Origin of the sequence: Mesorhizobium sp. C264A (assembly GCF_040324515.1) — a bacterium.
In the GTDB taxonomy this organism is placed as follows: Bacteria; Pseudomonadota; Alphaproteobacteria; order Rhizobiales; family Rhizobiaceae; genus Mesorhizobium.
The window spans coordinates 1-17,502 of record NZ_JAMYVY010000002.1 but is presented as its reverse complement, the minus strand read 5'-3'; the positions used below and the strand labels follow the sequence as shown (position 1 = coordinate 17,502).

General features: G+C 59.8%; 5 protein-coding genes and 4 pseudogenes. 3 read left to right on the top strand and 6 right to left on the bottom strand.

Going from position 1 to position 17,502, the window contains the following annotated elements; genetic code table 11:
• Nucleotides 1–157: 157 nt before the first annotated feature.
• Nucleotides 158–364, top strand: a complete 207-nt coding sequence (locus NKL04_RS19205; RefSeq protein ID WP_280800265.1) for an isopentenyl transferase family protein — start codon at nucleotides 158–160, stop codon at nucleotides 362–364.
• A gap of 182 nt (nucleotides 365–546) precedes the next feature.
• Here the strand turns inward: NKL04_RS19205 and NKL04_RS19200 are convergent.
• The 5 genes and pseudogenes from NKL04_RS19200 to NKL04_RS19180 form a co-directional block, all read right to left on the bottom strand.
• Nucleotides 547–1,090 (bottom strand): annotated as a pseudogene (locus NKL04_RS19200) (transposase); the annotation flags it as partial.
• Between the two features lie 181 nt (nucleotides 1,091–1,271).
• A pseudogene (locus NKL04_RS19195) lies at nucleotides 1,272–1,704 on the bottom strand (carbohydrate kinase family protein); the annotation flags it as partial.
• A gap of 192 nt (nucleotides 1,705–1,896) precedes the next feature.
• Complete coding sequence (locus NKL04_RS19190; RefSeq protein WP_023679698.1) at nucleotides 1,897–2,088, bottom strand: hypothetical protein; 192 nt, start codon at nucleotides 2,086–2,088, stop codon at nucleotides 1,897–1,899.
• Between the two features lie 932 nt (nucleotides 2,089–3,020).
• Nucleotides 3,021–5,555, bottom strand: a complete 2,535-nt coding sequence (locus tag NKL04_RS19185; RefSeq protein WP_031210047.1) for a two-component system VirA-like sensor kinase — start codon at nucleotides 5,553–5,555, stop codon at nucleotides 3,021–3,023.
• A gap of 641 nt (nucleotides 5,556–6,196) precedes the next feature.
• Nucleotides 6,197–6,573 (bottom strand): annotated as a pseudogene (locus NKL04_RS19180) (type IV secretory system conjugative DNA transfer family protein); the annotation flags it as partial.
• Between the two features lie 696 nt (nucleotides 6,574–7,269).
• Between NKL04_RS19180 and NKL04_RS19175 the strand changes: the two are divergent.
• On the top strand, nucleotides 7,270–16,149 hold the full coding sequence (locus NKL04_RS19175; RefSeq protein WP_352724208.1) for a Ulp1 family isopeptidase: 8,880 nt from the start codon (nucleotides 7,270–7,272) through the stop codon (nucleotides 16,147–16,149).
• A gap of 152 nt (nucleotides 16,150–16,301) precedes the next feature.
• Here NKL04_RS19175 and virG read toward each other — a convergent pair.
• Nucleotides 16,302–17,015, bottom strand: a pseudogene (gene virG, locus NKL04_RS19170) (two-component system response regulator VirG).
• Between the two features lie 79 nt (nucleotides 17,016–17,094).
• Between virG and NKL04_RS19165 the strand changes: the two are divergent.
• The gene (locus NKL04_RS19165; protein WP_023679571.1) at nucleotides 17,095–17,370 is read left to right on the top strand and encodes an acyl carrier protein; all 276 of its coding nucleotides are present in this window, start codon (nucleotides 17,095–17,097) and stop codon (nucleotides 17,368–17,370) included.
• Nucleotides 17,371–17,502 lie beyond the last annotated feature (132 nt).

The following is a 17,502-nucleotide window of genomic DNA, read 5'->3' as shown; positions in this document are numbered from 1 at the left end:
CATAGGCGTTGGTGAACTGGACCGAACCACGAGAACAGCCTATCCAGTTTGTTGTCGGCAGTTAGTTCGAAAACAAGGGCTTCTAAGCGGTAAACACATGCTAATCCATTTGATTTACGGGCCGACCTGCAGCGGCAAGACAGACGTTTCAATTTAAATTGCACGAGAGGCCGGACGGCCGGTCATTGCGTTGGATCGTGTACAATGCTGTCCTCAAATCGCTACGGGCAGCGGGCGTGCCTCGGATCCCGAACTGCAATCTACCCAGCGGGTTTACTTGGATACGCCTCCTGACCGCGGGCACATCCACGCCGTGACTGCCCGTCGTAAGCTGATCATGCACGTGGGTGAGCTTAGATCTTAGCCTGGGCTCACTCGAAGCCGGCTCGATCTCCCTTCTTAATTCACATGGCGCGAGTCAGCATCGGGCTGGCGCTTTCAGTGGCATGTAAGGCGGTTGCGGCTCGGCAACTCCGATGCCTTTGTAGAGAGAGCAAAGCGGGTTGTGTGCGTCAAGTCCTGCAAAATGGGGCGGCCATATGCTGGTCATGCGGCTTGGCGCAGAGTGAGCTTCTTGTGCTCGCGCAGGTCGTCCATGTTGATGTATCGGTTGGCCTCCATCCAGTTTTCATTTGGTCTCGACGGCCAAGGCCCTGACCAGGCGCAGGCAGCTTTCGGTGTTGGGGAAGATGCGCACGACATAGGTGCGCCGGCGGATTTCCTCGTTGAGCCGCTCCAGCATGTTGGTGGATTTGAGATGCTTGTGGTGCTGTCTCGGCAGCCTGAAGAAGGTCAGGGTTTGTTCGATGGCATCCTCGGCCCAGCCTGTCAGGCGCGGATAGCGTGCCGACCATTTGGCAAGCCATGCGGCAAGATCAGCCCTGGCCTCTGCGAGATCGCGCCGGTCGTAGAGCCAGCGCAATTCCTGCAGGCAGTCGTCGCCGTGCTTCCTCGGCAGATGATCGAGCGCGTTCCTGAGGAAGTGCACGTAGCAGCGTTGCCAGGCGGCTTCGGGGATCACCTCGCCGATCGCTGCCACCAGGCCGGCGTGATCGTCGGACACGACCAACCCGATGCCCTTGCTTTGACGGCAGCGCTGGCGGTCTTAACTTCAGTCTTGTCATGGTGGCGTTCCTTCGCGGCAATCGGTGACGTGAACAATCACCAGCCTGCCATGACCGCCCCCTCTCAGCGAATTTGCAGAACTCTCAGCACACTACCCCGACGTACTCACCCGGATAGTCCCGGCGATCCAGACGACCTGCTGCTGCCGTGCCGGAGCGGATCAGCTCGACGAACTCGTCGCGGTAGGGGTCGACGCAAAACGAATACGACAGCGTCATCGACACTTCGCGCCCAGCGGCATGCGCCAGCCGCGCGGTCTGCCGGATCGCTTGCTTGGCGCGCGGCGGGTCCCCCAGATAGCCCTCGAAATAAGTGACCTTGGTGCCCGAAGCCTTGTCCGGTTCGACATCGTCGGGCCGAGTTCGAAGCAGGCGCCGAGATAAGCGCTCGCCATCGGGCGTTACGAAGATCATCGAGCATGCCGTCGGTGGTTGTCCCACTAGCGGTTCGGTGTCGAAGGCGACGCCCTGGGCGTGGATGTCGTGGGCGTAGATCTCGCCGAGCGCGTCGTTCGACACCTGCCGAAGAAGCGGCGCGCCCGCCGAAGCTGCCTACGCCGGCGGCGGTGTTGCCGGCGCTGCATTGCCGATGCAAAGAACGTCATAGTCCGGCGTCAATGTCTCCGCTTGGGAACCCGCCGGCCTTCTTACCACGCCGGCCGGGCGCGGGTCTGGCAAGTGGGCTTTCCTTTTGCCAATGCGTTCGTTCCCGGCCCTCACGGGGCGGCGAGTCCCTGCCACCTGAGGCTACATGGCGGCCGTGGAGATTACCTCAGCAGCGGCGCCCGATCGGAAACCTCAGCACCTCCGCGCTTTGGCGTGGCTGCTTGAACTCTTCGACGGCAACCGCCTCAATCAGCAGATCCAAGGCTTCTCGGCCCCTTTGACTCATCGGGTCATCCCCACAAAGGTAGTCATACGCTCGATCTAAATGCCCTCGGGCGGCGGAAAAATCGCTTGTCATATCATAGAACCCTCTCCATCCGCCCGCATTGCCGTTTACGAGGTGAAGGTGGTGCAATCGTCAATATATACAGACAAATTTGAATTAAGTCGGTGATGATCATAGAGGTCGAGTCCCCGACCTGATAGCGCCATCGAGCCCGCCGACGACCACTCGCTGGCGCTCACGGGCGCGGCGCTGAGTAGTGAAGCGCCGTAAAATGTCGACACAGGCGTTGGTGAACTGGACCGAACGACGAGAACAGCCTATCCAGTGTGTTGTCGGCAGTTAGTTCGAAAGTCCTGCTACACCCGATCCGATGCCTCTCAACGCCGAGGCCGCACCTCCGTGCCGAAGCCGGCCTCCCCAATGGTGGGTCGAGCCTTCGCTTACCCCGTGCTTGCCTCACAGATCCGCGACCGAGAACCCAGCCTCATGCTCCCGCCCTGCCGGGGCCTAGGTCCATCAAGCATGAATGGAACACGTCGGAACCTGGGACATCGCTTGCCCGGCCGGGCGGCGATAGCCTTGTCGGGGCAGGCGAGGAGCCGTAGCCGAGTGATGAGCGCACAGGAGAGTCTGGCGTGAATGGGGCGATGATTGTCAAGCTTTGCTTTTCGTCAACCATCTTGCATGACCGATTGGCGACCATCTCCTCGCCCAGACCCTATATTACCCGTCGCCTGTCGCCGCCAGCGCGCAGTGACTTGTCAAGGATGGAGGCCCGCAGACCCCATCGCGCGGCGACTTGTCCTTGACGGTCACGAGCACTGCGGCAGGTTTGCTGTGGTCGGGGAGCCCTTCCTTGGGCGGAAGCCGACGACACTGTTCGAGGGGAACTCGCCATGAGCCGGGTGCGCAGAGATCGTCCGACGCTCTTGTATTTGCTGGATCCCAGCCGGCTCCGCCTCCGATTGCCTCGGTAGCTCGGTAGCCTGAGCGCGTCGGCGGCATCATGCCATTATCATCCTACGGATTGCATGCTCCATCGTCCTGGACGAGACCGGTTTGGCTAGCCAAAGGACGAAGGTCTGATTACCAGATGTGATCGGCATGGGGTCGCTTCCACCAACGACGATGATGGGCACCGTCATCAGGGTGGTACGTACGGCTTCAGGCTGTCCTGGCCCGAGGGAAGTCGCTTGATCGAAAATTAGGAGGTCGGCTGCCTTCCCGCTCTCGATCCAGTCGCAAAGACTTTCGAAGGTCGCGAAGCCGACAGGCTTATAACCAAGCGCGGCGATCTTATCGTTGTAGATCTCCAACGCTGCTGGATCGGACTCCACGACTGCAATGATTTCTCCATTGCCAAGTGATCCATCGTATGGACCGGAAGCGCTATCAGCTCTGACCTGCTCCTCAGCGCAGGCCGGTAAGTAGAGATCGAAGCGTGTACCTCGGCCAACAGCCGAGGTGACGTCAAGGCATCCTGCGAGCGCGCTCACATGGCGGTCCACCGCAGCAAGACCCAGTCCGGTCCCGCCGACGCGAGAGCGCGTGGTAAAAAAGGGCTCAAAGATGTGCGGAAGCACCGAACTTGCGATTCCTTGGCCATCGTCGCTGATGGAGAGGAGAACGTAATCTCCCGGTTTCAAGGTGCCCTTAGCCACGGGCTTCGTTTGACAGACGTGAGCGCGAGAAACGCTAATCTCGACACGGCCCTCATTCAAGAGAGCCTCCGACGCGTTCTTGCATAGATTCATAAGGATTTGCTGTATCTCGGTCGGGCTGCCCTCGATCACCGTTTGCCACTCGTTGATCTTGAAGTTCAACTGAACATCCGCACGAAGTGTAACCCGCAGCAATGGCGCGAGATCCATTACACTCTCCGAGACGTCGAAAGGCATCGTCACGCGCTTCCGAGTTCGGCTTAGTGACAAAATTTGATCAATAATCAGCTTGGCTCGGTTGCTGGCCAAGATAATTTGGCCGATGTGGCCCCGAATTCTCGAGGGGCGGCGCACAAGACCTTTAGCCATCTCTGCGTAGCCGACTATTGCTCCTAGAACATTATTGAATTCATGTGTAACGCCGCTTGCGATTGTGCCGACCGCCGTCAGCCTTTCCGCATGCTCCCATCGACTCTCAAAAAGGTTACGTTCCGTGTGTACACGTTGCATTTCAAGATGGTTGCCTAAACGCACAGTAGCGCTCGCCAGAACCAGGAGGTCGTCTGTGGAGGGTGGTGAGCGATCTCCTTCAAAAACAAGGATACAAACCGCAGCCTGCTGATCGGAGGCCCTGCAACCAACAATTTGACAAACACCGGTAGTGCCTACGGCAGTCCGAACCACTTCCGACGCCGGAACGACGCGAAACACTGGCTGTTCCGGGTGTACAAGTGAGACGACTTCATGGATTAGCGTGGCGTTCCAGACGCGCATGCGCTTGTTCGCGACAAAGTACTCGGTATTCCTGCTGATACTCGGATCCACCAGAGCAAGCGCGCATTGATCTGCATCGAAAACGCATTGAATGAGTCTAAGCGCTGCTTCGGTGGAGAAGCGCCGCGAAGCCTTCGTTGCTTGACTGTCGATGAAACAAGCTTCGATCTCACTCATCGCCGCTTCAAGCTCTAACCGCCTTTCCAACCGGTTCGTCCGCACATGCAGCGTGGAGGCTCGAATGGTCGCAAACAAGCAGAGGCATATGGACACCAAGCCAAAGAAAAGTCGTGTACGCTGCGCTTGCGCGCTGGCGAAGCTGTAGGCTTTCAGATGTTCTCGCTCCAATTCGGCAGCCTTGGCGAACGTGTCGAAGGATGGGATCCGATTGACAGCGCGGTCCAACCTCAACATTGAGGACAGGATAGCGCGGCCCTCGCGGGCAACATCCTCCGTGACTTGGTCCTGGCTAGGAGGAAGTCGGCGGAGAGACTGATCGATTTGTAATGCGAGGCTGAATCCCGGTCTGGCCGAAAATTGAAGGATCAGATTGGAAAATTCAGGCCTGTTCGACACTCCCCCCCGAAGGCGATTAGCCGAGCGAGCAAAGCGTACCAGAGAGCTTTGCAGAAGCTCATTTTGCGCGGCCGAGGCCGAGATGGCAGCTTCTGTGTTTTCGAGGGAATTTTTGAGCTGTGCAACCAACCTGGAGTGCACCCCGGAGCTCTCATTGGGCGAGATCTCAACAAGGCGTTGGTAGTTTTGAAGGTTCCTTTTTAATGCTTGCCCGGTAGAAGCAACGGAACGGAAGTCCAATACCATGTCTGCGCGGGCGACGTCTCGCTGGAGCAATGCGTAGTTGATCTGAATCGTCCGCAGTTCGCTTAGGACCGCCTCGTTGATCTGGGGGTCTTGCCACTGTATCGCGACCAAGAGCGCGACCGAGGCCACTAGGGCCATTACAGAAGCTTTGTCGGTACTGAGCCATTTTTCCCAAACGAACGGCGTTTGATCCGCGGTGCGTGCCTTGCGAAGGTCCGATTTGAATTCTAGCTCCCCATCGCGTCGGTGTGCGGCCGGATGCTGCTGGAACAGGAAAGCCAAGTGTACCTCTCCCCTCAAATAGGCGGTGTAGACGCCGTTGCACTCTGCCCCCATGGCCCGCTGACCTTCCATTGATTCGCGGGCGTTTCGACCTCGACGGCGAGGCGGCAGCACAAGGCGGGCAACTGATCGCAGTTTTCGGAACTGGTCTTCCGAGAGATCATCGAAGGGGCATACAAGCGCACGCCTGCAGCAGCCGAGGATGATACCGGTCGGTCAAACGCAACTGGCGAGGGCCGGATCTGCTGTTGGCTGGCAGCTAACACTGGCGGGGCGGCGGCCTCAACTCCGGCGTGCCTAGAGCCGGCTGCTGCGAAAGCGTCCGACACGCTTCCCTTGGGGTCATCCCGTCCGGCGGGCATCCTTGGATCGCTGAAAAAAGACGAGGCGGCTTGATGATCCTGCCCTCGCTGAAGCACCTCGCGAAACCCCTTTTCCAGTCGCAGAAGCTCATCTGGACCGGTAGGCGGCTCGTCAGCTCGACCATCGAACAGCGGCCGGAGCGCCTCGGACACGTGCTGCTCAAAGCCCACTCGCCGGGCCTGGACCGCTTGCCCGTCTTCCAAGCCGGCGTCCTGCACCTGCGACAAAGCTGTTACACGGGATGGATTACTATTTCGCGGGTTCATACTAGCCTCACATCAAACTGTATCGTCAAAGTCCTGCGCCAATTCACACAGCGGGTCATCGAGTTGAGATTCTGCGGAGAGCGCCTCCTCTGCTCCCGTCAAGGGCGCCGGCTCCGGGAGGGCGCCTGTCTGGCTTTCAAAGATGCGTTTCAGAATGCGATCCGAAAATATCGCACCTTCCTCAATTTTAATGGTGGCAGACCTTTGATGAGAACAATCTCGTAGTCGTCATCGAGCAGCCGAACCTGTTCGGGACGCAATAGCGGTGCACCTTGATGTGAATTCTGAATGTTCCAATCGAACGTTCGCGCCTGGCCGTAGGAAATCGATTGGGCTTGAAATGTGAATCCACCGATAGCTTTGGAAATGTAGTTCGGAGTCTCGTCATCTACCTCGATGTTCCTAGAAGCGCGCCGGCAGCCCGGGCGGGGGGCTTGGGGTTAGACTGCCAGCGCACGCCACTCATAAAGAGCGGCCTCTTTTCGCGGTTCGGACACCCATAGTCAACCCGGCAACGTCTGGATGCCCGCTGTGCTTTTTGCAGAGCGGCGATGCCGGGCATATCGGCCGATCCTGTCTAGGATGGTGTGGCCACTCTCGTCGGCCGAGTTGATGCTCCAGCCAGTATCGCCTTGCCGACCAGCATGAGTTCGCCGTTAGCAATCCATCGTTGCGAGCCGAGACCGAGGTAAAAAGCGCGTGTTATCGACTATGTAGCTGACGCTCCCGCTGACGCAGGGTTCCCGCCATTGCCTCGAGGACTACCTCGAAATGAAATACCTCTGCACGGGCGGCATCTGAAGCATGGGCTTGCAGGGGCTCGCAGACCGGTAAACCAGCGAGCCATCTCCAAATATGTGAATTGTGGATTGCTCCTTGACGGGAGCTGAGGGGCGGCTCCGCAAGCCTTACGACGCTCTTTGCGAGCCGTAGCTGCCGAGCTGGCAAAAGGCCGGGCTACGTCGCGCCAGCGCAATCGGCGCGCAGAAAATTAGGCCTACCCGCTCCGGGACCGCGGACCTCGTCAGCTTCTCGTAAGTATGCCCGAGTAGGTTGCTCAGCTGATCTGTGGACGTGAGGCTAGCGTGAACCGGCACAAATTTGACCTATCCAATGTAACAGGTTGGCGGCAGGTGCAGCCCCCGGCAACTCAAGAGCAAGCGGCACAGGCCGGGCAAGAGGGCTTTGAGCAGCGCTCGGGCGAGGCGCGCCAAGCCGCTGCCCAAATTCCCGCCCCCGGCGTTCCGGCTCTGCCAGACCCGTTCCATCCTCATCCGTCTCAGGGAGACCTGAGCCTCATCGAAGGCGCGGCCCCATGGGAAGCGCAGCCCATGATGCAAGGGAGCGGACAAGAACACGCCGCGGCGCCGTACGCCGGAGGCAGTGGGTCGATGCTAGGTGCCTCGGTGCTGCAGCCGGGTCACTCAACGGCGCGCCATCATCATGCGCCGGATTCGTCAGTGGGTGATCTGAATCCTTCCGCACCGTTCGAGTTGCGTGACCATGCTCGTTCCCCCGTGCCGGCGGCGGTGCAGCCAGATCCTCCAGTAGTGGTCTCCGACGGTCGCGGCTGCAAGCGTCCTCTTTATTCCAACGATGCGACCGTTGTCGAAGGGCTGAGGTCACTCTACGCGGGTAAGGCCAAGGAGGAAACGGTCAAGCGCCATGTAAATTCTCTTTACGGCTTTGGTCGTTGGCTCTTTAAAAATAACAAGCCGGGATTTGCTGCTCGGCTTCACGAGGAGTCGCTGGATGAAGATCTCAAGGAGTACGAGAGCAGTGGTGGCTCCTCGACTGTGGCTGTGGCACTGCGTCGTCTCAGAGAGTCGGCGGGCGGAGTGCCAATGGTGGGCCGCGCTGTCCTGAATCCCGACCCTGCCGACGCCGTGCTCATCAAAGAGTACAAAGCGGCTCTCATCAAAGAGTACAAGGGAGCGCCTGCGACCGGGCCGAATCGCCAAACCATTCACGACTATGGAGCTACTCTTAGACGTTTCAGTGAATACCTGGTTGAAAACAACAAGCCGGGGATTGCGGCTCGGCTTCACGAGGAGTCGCTGGATGAAGATGCCAAGCGCTATAAGGACTCCAGTGGTGACCGGAGGATCATTGCACTAGCTCAACTCCGGAAGTTCCTGCCGTCCGCCGCACTCGGGCGCGAAATTGCCCTTGCTGCTCGTCCGGAAGACGCAGTCGGCATGGAGGCTCGTGCCATTGGGGACGCCGCTGCGCAGCACCGCGGGCCGCAGAAGGCATTGGGTCGGCCAGAGAAGCTCCCTGGGGAAGCTAATGAAGACGCCGCTGTTCTGCCATCGTCTTTCGTACCAACTGGGCACCATCACCAAGCCTCGGATCCCGCAGAGTCCTTTCGTCCCCTGATCTGGCGCGACGGCGACCAGCGCGCGCCGGACGAGCGGATCGCTGCACAGGACAGGAGCAACCTGCTACCAAGCGAGGAGGTGCCGCTGAGGCCACCGGAATTCGCTCCGCCCAGCTTGCGGGCGGAGAATTCCGCCTCGCCAGAGCTCTTTCCTGAGGGGATGTCCCCCGCGGTCGAAGGGTTTTTTGGTGTTTTCGGCGACCCCAGCGGGCGGGTGCTCGGCGCATTGCAATTGCTAGGCGACGAACATATCCACAGGGATTACCAGCTCCTGGAGCAGGAGTTGCAGGGGAACAATCCAGAACTCGCCGCCCGGACGCGGTTCGTGGATCCCCTCGTAGCCAATTATCATCTGCGCTTGGGCTCCGAGAGCGACAAGCTAAGCGCATTCCAGCGCATCGTCCATAATCAGAACGGTAACGACACAGCCGACTTCCTGTTCGTGCCAGTGAGCGATGGCGGTAAGACTCTTGCGGAGCGCGGCAAACATTGGTCGCTGCTGTTCGTTGATCGCAGCGACCGGGAACGGCCGGTTGCCTATCATTATGACTCCGTCAGCGGATGGCATGACAAGCTTGCAAAACACCTCGCAGAAAGGCTGGGCGCCAGCCTGGAGACCCGCGTGGACTTACCCCGCATCGCCCAGCAGAGCAACGAGTGGGATTGCGGAGTCTACGTGGTGGACGGCACGCGGGCGCTGGTTGGGCGATTGCAAAGATGGCAGCCAGACCTGCCAGACCTGCCAGACCTGAACCTCAACAACCTCGTCGTCAATCGGCAGGCACTACAAACCCGACTCATGGGTGACGATACATCTGGAACGGCAAATTATCTCACGAACTTTGAACTCATGGACCGACAGGCGCGAGACGCGGTTAAGGAAAGCCCCGTTGGGACGTTTCACCAGCGGATCAAGCGGCTCGGCCAGTCAGCGCGAGCGTTGCACGACAGAGCCCTGGCTCCAGTCGCGCCGGACCAAGGCAACCCAGACTCGGTGTTCGTACGGGACGTTGTTCCCGGGGAAACACGCCATCATCATGCGCCGGATTCGTCAGTGGTTGATCTGAATCCCCCCGCACCGTTCGAGTTGCGTGACCATGCTCGTTCTATGCCGGCGGCGGTGCAGCCAGATCCTCCAGTAGTGGTCTCCGGTCGCGACAAGCGTCCTCTTTATTCCAACGATGCGACCGTTGTCGAAGGGCTGCGGTCAGCACTCTATGCCGGTAAGGTCGGGGAGCGCACGGTCACGGACCATGTAAATTCTCTTCTCGGCTTTGGTCGTTGGCTCTTTGATAATAACAAGCCGGGATTTGCTGCTCGGCTTGACGATCCGTTGCTGGATCAGGATCTCAAGGAGTACCAGCGCGAGAGTGGCTCCTCGAACGTGGCTAGAGCACTGGGTCGTCTCAAAGAGTCGGCGGGCGGAGCGCCAATGGTGGGCCGCGCTGCCCTGAATCCCGACCCTGCCGACGCCGTGCTCATCAAAGATTACAAAGCGGCTCTCATCAAAAAGTACGAGGCAGAGCCTGCGACCGGGCCGAATCCCAAAACCACTCAGGACTATGCGGCTACTCTTAGACGTTTCAGTCAATACCTGCATGAAAACAACAGGCCGGGGATTGCGGCTCGGCTTTACGAGGGGTCGCTGGATGAAGATGCCAGGCGTTATTTGGACTCCAGTGGTAACCGGTGGATCAGTGCACTAGCTCATCTCCGGAAGTTCCCGCCGTACGCCGCACTCGGGCGCGAAATTGCCCTTGCTGCTCGTCCGGAAGACGCAGTCGGCATGGAGGCTCGTGCCATTGGAGACGCCGCTGCGCAGCACAGCGGGCCGCAGAAGGCATTGGGTCGGCCAGAGAAGCTCCCTGGGAAAGCTAAGCAGCTGAGCGAGATCGGCAATTCAGGCGCTCGCGTGCTGATGCAGGCCCCCACCCATCAAGTGGGTGCATTGCCATGGGAGGCGCAGCCCATGATGCTGGGGGACGAGCACCTGGCACCGCATACCGGAGGCAGTGGGTCGATGCTGGGTGCCTCGGTGCTGCAGCCGGGTCACTCAAGGGCGCGCCATCATGATGCGCCGGATTCGTCAGTGGTTGATCTGAATCCCCTCGCACCGTTCGAGTTGCGTGACCATGCTCGTTCTGTGCCGGCGGCGCCTGCCGGGCCAGCGTTCGCCAGGGCTGAGGAGACGCCCTCCGCGGTTGGCGAGGCCGCGGTGGCCGAAAGGTGGGCTCGGTTGCAAAAGCAAATGGACGAACCAGTGCATGATCCCGGCCCTCAAGTGGATACATCGCCATGGGAGGCGCAACTCATGGTGCAAGGGAGCGGACAAGAACACGCCGCGGCGCCCTACGCCGGAGGCAGTGGGTCGATGCTGGGTGCCTCGGTGCTGCAGCCGGATCACTCAACGGCGCGCCATCATCATGCGCCGGATTCGTCAGTGGTTGATCTGAATCCCCCCTCACCGTCCGAGTTGCGTGACTCTGCTCGTTCTGTGCCGGCGGCGCCTGCCGGGCCAGCGTTCGCCAGGGCTGGGGAGACGCCCTCCGCGCTTGGCGAGGCCGCGGTGGCCGAAAGGTGGGCTCGGTTGCAAAAGCAGAAGGTCGACGCTGATTTGTCGGGATATTTCGACTCGATTCCGCACGCGGACCTTCTACGATCGCCATGGGAGGCGCAACTCATGACGCAAGGGAGCGGACAAGAACACGCCGCGGCGCCCTACGCCGGAGGCAGTGGGTCGATGCTGGGTGCCTCGGTGCTGCAGCCTGGTCACTCAACGGCGCGCGATTCGTCAGTGGTTGATCTGAATCCCCCCGCACCGTTCGAGTTGCGTGACCATGCTCGTTCTGTGCCGGCGGCGCCTGCCGGGCCAGCGTTCGCCAGGGCTGAGGAGACGCCCTCCGCGGTTGGCGAGGCCGCGGTGGCCGAAACGCTGGCTCGGTCGCAAAAGCAGATGGTCGACGCTGATTTGTCGGGATATTTCGACTCGATTCCGCACGCGGACCTTCTACCATCGCCATGGGAGGCGCAACTCATGCAAGGGAGCGGACAAGAACACGCCGCGGCGCCCGACGCCGGAGGCAGTGGGTCGATGCTGGGTGCCTCGGTGCTGCAGCCGGGTCACTCAACGGCGCGCCATCATGATGCGCCGGATTCGTCAGTGGTTGATCTGAATCCCCCCGCACCGTCCGAGTTGCGTGACCCTGCTCGTTCTGTGCCGGCGGCGGTGCAGCCAGATCCTCCAATAGGGGTCTCCGGTCCCGACAAGCGTCCTCTTTATTCCAACGATGCGACCGTTGTCGAAGGGCTGAGGTCAGCATTGGAGAGCACGGTCAAGCGCCATGTAAATTCTCTTCTCGGCTTTGGTCGTTGGCTCTTTGATAATAACAGGCCGGGATTTGCTGCTCGGCTTCACGAGGAGTCGCTGGATCCGGATCTCAAGGAGTACGAGAGCAAGAGTGGCTCCTCGGACGTGGCTAGAGCAGTGGGTCATCTCAAGACGTGGGCGGGCGGAGCGCCAGTGCTGGACCGCGCCGCTGTCCTGAATAATCCCGACCCTGCCGACGCCGCGCTCATCAGAGATTACACAGCGGCTCCCATCAAAGAGTACAAGGCAGCGCCGACCGGGCCGAATCCCGCTACCATTCAGACCTATGGATCTGCTCCTAGACGTTTCAGTGAATACCTGGTTGAAAACAAAAAGCCGGGGATTGCGGCTCGGCTTCACGAGGGGTCGCTGGATGAAGATGCCAAGCGCTATAACAACTCCGGTGGGATCAGTGCACTAGCTCATCCCCGGAAGTCCGAACTCGGGCGCGAGCTCCCTGGGAAAGCTAATGAAGACGACGCTGTTCTGCCATTGTCTTTCGTGCCAACTGGGCCCCATCACCAAGCCTCGGATCCCGCAGGGTCCTTTCGTCCCCTGATCTGGCGCGACGGCGACCAGCGCGCGCCGGACGAGCGGATCGCTGCACAGGACAGGAGCAACCAGCTATCAAGCGAGGAGGTCCTCATCAACCGTGAGCATGATACAGCGGAGTTGAGACCAGCGAAGAGGCAAAGGCCCCTGAACAGTCGTCTGCAGGACGTTGCCACTGAGCCGCAGCTGAGCGAGATCGGCAATTCAGGCGCTCGCGTGCTGATGCAGGCCCCCACCCATCAAGTGGGTGCATTGCCATGGGAAGCGCAGCCCATGATGCAAGGGAGCGGACAAGAACACGCCGCGGCGCCGTATGCCGGAGGCAGTGGGTCGATGCTGGGTGCCTCGGTGCTGCAGCCGGGTCACTCAACGGCGCGCCATCATCATGCGCCGGATTCGTCAGTGGTTGATCTGAATCCCCCCGCACCGTCCGAGTTGCGTGACCATGCTCGTTCTGTGCCGGCGGCGGTGCAGCCAGATCCTCCAATAGGGGTCTCCGGTCGCGACAAGGGTCCCCTCTATTCCAACGATGCGACCGTTGTCGAAGGGCTGAGGTCAGCTTACGCGGGTAAGGTCAAGGAGAGCACGGTCAAGCGCCATGTAAATTCTCTTCTCGGCTTTGGTCGTTGGCTCTTTGACAATAACAGGCCGGGATTTGCTGCTCGGCTTGACGAATCGTCGCTGGATCAGGATCGCAAGGAGTACGAGAGCAGGGGTGGCCCCTCGGAGTACGAGAGCAGGGGTGGCCCCTCGATCGTGGCTAGAGCACTGGGTCGTCTCAAGACGTTGGCGGGCGGAGCGCCAGTGGTCGACCGCCCTGTCCGGAATCCCTACCCTGCCGACGCCGCGCTCATCAGAGATTACACAGCGGCTCTCATCAAAGAGTACAAAGAAGCGCCTGCGACCGGGCCGAATCGCGGTACCATTCAGGTCTATGGATCTACTCTTATACGTTTCAGTGAATACCTGCATGAAAACAAAAAGCCGGGGATTGCGGATCGGCTTCACGAGGGGTCGCTGGATGAAGATGCCAAGCGCTATGTGAACTCCGGTGGTAACCGGAGGATCAGTGCACTAGCTCATCTCCGGAAGTTCGCACCCGGGCGCGAAATTGCCCTTGCTGCTCGTCCGGAAGACGCAGTCGGCATGGAGGCTCGTGCCATTGGGGACGCCGCTGCGCAGCGCAGCGGGACGCAGGAGGCATTGGGTCGGCCAGAGAGGCCCCCTGGGAAAGCTAAAGACGGGCGGGTGCTCGGCGCATTGGAATGGCTAGGCGACGAACATATCCAGAGGGATTACCAACTCCTGGAGCAGGAGTTGCAGGGGAACAATCCAGATCTCGCCGCCCGGACGCGGTTCGTGGATCCCCTCGTAGCCAATTATCATCTGCGCTTGGGCTCCGAGAGCGTCATGCTAAGCGCATTCCAGCGCATCGTCCATCAGAACGGTAACGACACAGCCGACTTCCTGTTCGTGCCAGTGAGCGATGGCGGTAAGACTCTTGCGGAGCGCGGCACCCATTGGTCGCTGCTGTTCGTTGATCGCAGCGACCGGGAACGGCCGGTTGCCTATCATTATGACTCCTACAACGGATGCAATGACACGCTTGCAAAAGAGCTCGCAGAAAATCTGGGCGCCAGCCTGGAGACCCGCGTGGGCGTATCCCGCATCGCCCAGCAGAGCAACGTGGTGGATTGCGGAGTCTACGTGGTGGACGGCACGCGGGCGCTGGTTGGGCGATTGCAATCGCAGCCAGATAACCTGAACCTCAACAACCTCGTCGTCAATCGGCAGGCACTACAAACCCGCCTCAGGGGTGACAATACATTCGGAACGGCAAATAATCTTACGAACTTTGAACTCATGGACCGACAGGCCCGAGACGCGGTTAAGGAAAGCCCCGTTGGGACGTTTCACCAGCAGATCAAGCGGCTCGGCCAGTCAGCGCCAGACGTTGCTCCCGGGGACCCATTTAAATTTCAAAGTCTTGAGAGCAAGGGGGACGCCGCTGCGCAGCGCAGCGGGCCGCAGGAGGAATACAGTTGGCCAGAGTATCTCCCCCCTGGGAAAGCTAATGAAGACGACGCTGTTCTGGCATCGTCTTTCGTGCCAACTGGGCCCCATCACCAAGCCTCGGATCCCGCAGGGTCCTTTCGTCCCCTGAGCTGGCGCGACGGCGACCAGCGCGCGCCGGACGAGCGGATCGCTGCACAGGACAGGAGCAACCAGCTACCAAGCGAGGAGGTCCTCATCAACCGTGAGCATGATACAGCGGAGTTGAGACCAGCGAAGAGGCAAAGGACCCCGAACAGTCGTCTGCAGGACGTTGCCACTGAGCCGCAGCTGAGCGAGATCGGCAATTCAGGCGCTCGCGTGCTGATGCAGGCCCCCACCCATCAAGTGGGTGCATTGCCATGGGAGGCGCAGCCCATGATGCAAGGGAGCGGACAAGAACACGCCGCGGCGCCGTACGCCGGAGGCAGTGGGTCGATGCTGGGTGCCTCGGTGCTGCAGCCGGGTCACTCAACGGCGCGCCATCATCATGCGCCGGATTCGTCAGTGGTTGATCTGAATCCCCCCGCACCGTCCGAGTTGCGTGACCATGCTCGTTCTGTGCCGGCGGCGGTGCAGCCAGATCGCCCAAAAGTGGTCTCCGGTCCCGACAAGGGTCCTCTTTATTCCAACGATGCGACCCTTGTCGAAGGGCTGAGGTCAGCACTCTATGCCGGTAAGGTCGGGGAGATCACGGTCAAGCGCCATGTAGATATTCTTTTCGGCTTTGGTCATTGGCTCGTTGAAAATAACAAGCCGGGGATTGCGGATCGGCTTCACGATTCGTCGCTGGATCGGGATCGCAAGGAGTACGAGATCTGGGGTGGCGGCCCCTCGGCCGTGGCTGGGTCACTGGGTCGTCTCAAGACGTGGGCGGGCGGAGCGCCAGTGGTGGGCCGCCCTGCCCTGAATCCCCACCCTGCCGACGCCGTGCTCATCAGAGAGTACACAGCGGCTCTCATCAAAGCGTACGAGGCAGCGCCGACCGGGCCGAAACCCCGTACCGTTGAGGTCTATGGGTCTGCTCTTAGACGTTTCAGTCAATGCCTGGTTGAAAATAAAAAGCCGGGGATTGCGGATCGGCTTCACGAGCGGTCGCTGGATGAAGATGCCAAGCGCTATATGAAAACCGCTGACATCAGTGCACTAACTCATGTCCGGAAGTTCGCACTCGGGCGCGAAATTGCCCTTGCTGCTCGTCCGGAAGACGCAGTCGGCATGGAGGCTCGTGCCATTGGGGACGCCGCTGCGCAGACCGCGGCACAAGCTCATGGCCACGCAGGAGAGCAGGGACCCATCTCTCGAGCTCAACAAGTCGCGCCAGCGCCGCTTGAACGGCACTTGGGCAAGAAGCGTGAGGCCCAGGACGGACTGACGAGTACACTTGACAGGAGCAACCTCGTGAACAGCGGGGGCGTCATCATAAACAATGAACATTACACAGCGCTGTTGAGACCGGCGAAGAGGCAGAGGACTGATAATCCGCAAAGCCGCGCCATGGGGCGGCAACTGAGCGAAGCAACCACGACGTCCATCAGCCAAGCCTCCGATCAAGCCCGAGCGGACCTAATGGCTTCCTTCAGAAGCAGGGAGCGCTCCGACGCGGGGCGTTGAGCTCCATGGCTGGGGTCAAGCAGAACAGCTCTCTTGACGACAGAGGCGCTGATGCGATCTCCGGACCGGTAGCTCTCGCTGTAATTGATCAGGCTGGTACTGTTGGAAGGCTTGATCAGCCTCGTCACCCCAATCTCCAGCATAGCTCACTGTCACGCGGCCAACGTGCCTCCGTAGCTAACATCTACGTCAGCGTTGAAGAAGTACCCTGCGGCACGGGATGTTTTGACCAGGCGAGGGTTGGCCGCATCAGCCTCCAGCTTTCGGCGCAAGCGCATGATTAGGACATCGATACTTCGATCGTACACCTCTTCTCCACGCACACGGCTCGCGAGCAAAAGCCGTTCTCTGGATAGCACGTTGCGGGGGTTCTCCAGAAATGCGATCAAGAGATTGAACTCACATGCGGTAAGCTTGACCTCGCCACGCTCCGCACAGATCAGTCGCCGCTGCTTCACGCTGAGCTTCCAGGCCCCAAAGCGAAATGAGCGCTGCTCTCTGGTTCGCGGACTAGAAATGCGCTGGCGTAGCGCTACTCGAATGCGGGCCAAGAATTCGCGCATCCCGAAAGGCTTGGGAATGAATCGGTTGCGCCGAGCTCCAGTGCAACCACTTTTTCCGCCTCATCAAGCCGGTCGCCGCTGATCACTATGATAGGAACATCCGATTTTGTCGCCAGATTGCGGACGATCGCAAGTCCATCCTCCCGGCCTAGGTTAAGGTCAACAACCACGAGATCGACTGGCTCACGTGAAAGAACATAGTCAAACTGCTTGCTATCGTGGACTGCGGTTACCTTCAGGGCATGCATCGGCGATGAGGCGCCGCATTGCGGCATCATCGTCAATGACAAGAACATGTTTCAACGGCACACCTCGTTTTGGGGGTTGCGCCTCGATCAGGGTTGCATTACCTGAATCTGCAAGCAAAAGGCATGTATTACTGATGACATTACTTGAAATTGAACAACTGGTTCTCAAAACCCTCAACGCTCTAGTTGCCGAAAAAGTAGAGGTGTCGATGACAACCAGAATGCGGGATCTCGGCCTCGACAGCCTCGACTATAACGAGCTTGCTACGGCGATCGAGAGCCGACTTGGCTGGTTTGTCGACGATTACAAGCTCTGGCAATACGAGTCCGTAAGGCATGTCGCCGACGCCGTCGCCAGTCAGGAGTTGCGCACCGCGGAACCACCAGCAGTGCGACAAGTGCTGGAGTAGTGCTGTAGGCACAGGTTACGGTGAGGGCAGCTTGGGCGGCGGTAGCTATTGCCATTGCTCCGCTGTGGTTTCTATTCGTGACTGGTGTGTTTGAGAACTGTTGGGTCAGCCCGGTCAATGTCGCAGTGCCGA

Excerpts from the sequence above, each read along its gene's own strand:
- NKL04_RS19165 (WP_023679571.1), top strand. The coding sequence starts at position 17,095 with ATGACATTACTTGAAATTGAACAACTGGTTCTCAAAACCCTCAACGCT.
- NKL04_RS19190 (WP_023679698.1), bottom strand. The coding sequence starts at position 2,088 with ATGACAAGCGATTTTTCCGCCGCCCGAGGGCATTTAGATCGAGCGTAT.